The 255-nt window shown below is 54.5% G+C and carries 1 pseudogene; it reads left to right on the top strand.

Annotated features, from left to right (window positions below):
- Positions 1-255 (top strand): annotated as a pseudogene (locus tag ACLFKU_RS44720) (glycosyl transferase group 1); the annotation flags it as partial.

Genomic DNA, 255 nt, shown 5'->3' with positions numbered 1-255 from the left:
ATGACCCACAGCCACTTTGTGCTGCTTCGCAATTCCTGGATTCTCATCCGCACCCAGCCATCTGGCGATGCCACATCGGCTATCCAGAACGCACCCCGACGGTCGACAGGATATGGGCACTTCTCGGGGAATACCTCGGCCCATTCCAGCGTATTGTCCTGAGCGACAGCGAATACGTCTTCGATACACCTCAACCGATTGATATCATCCAGCCATCGATCAGTCCGTTCTCCGCCAAGAATCGCAACTATGAAG

This window comes from Paraburkholderia sp. EG304, from assembly GCF_046543485.1.
GTDB classification, from domain to species: Bacteria; Pseudomonadota; Gammaproteobacteria; order Burkholderiales; family Burkholderiaceae; genus Paraburkholderia; species Paraburkholderia youngii.
Note: the sequence above shows the minus strand (reverse complement) of the source record. Positions and strands in the feature narration are given on the sequence as shown.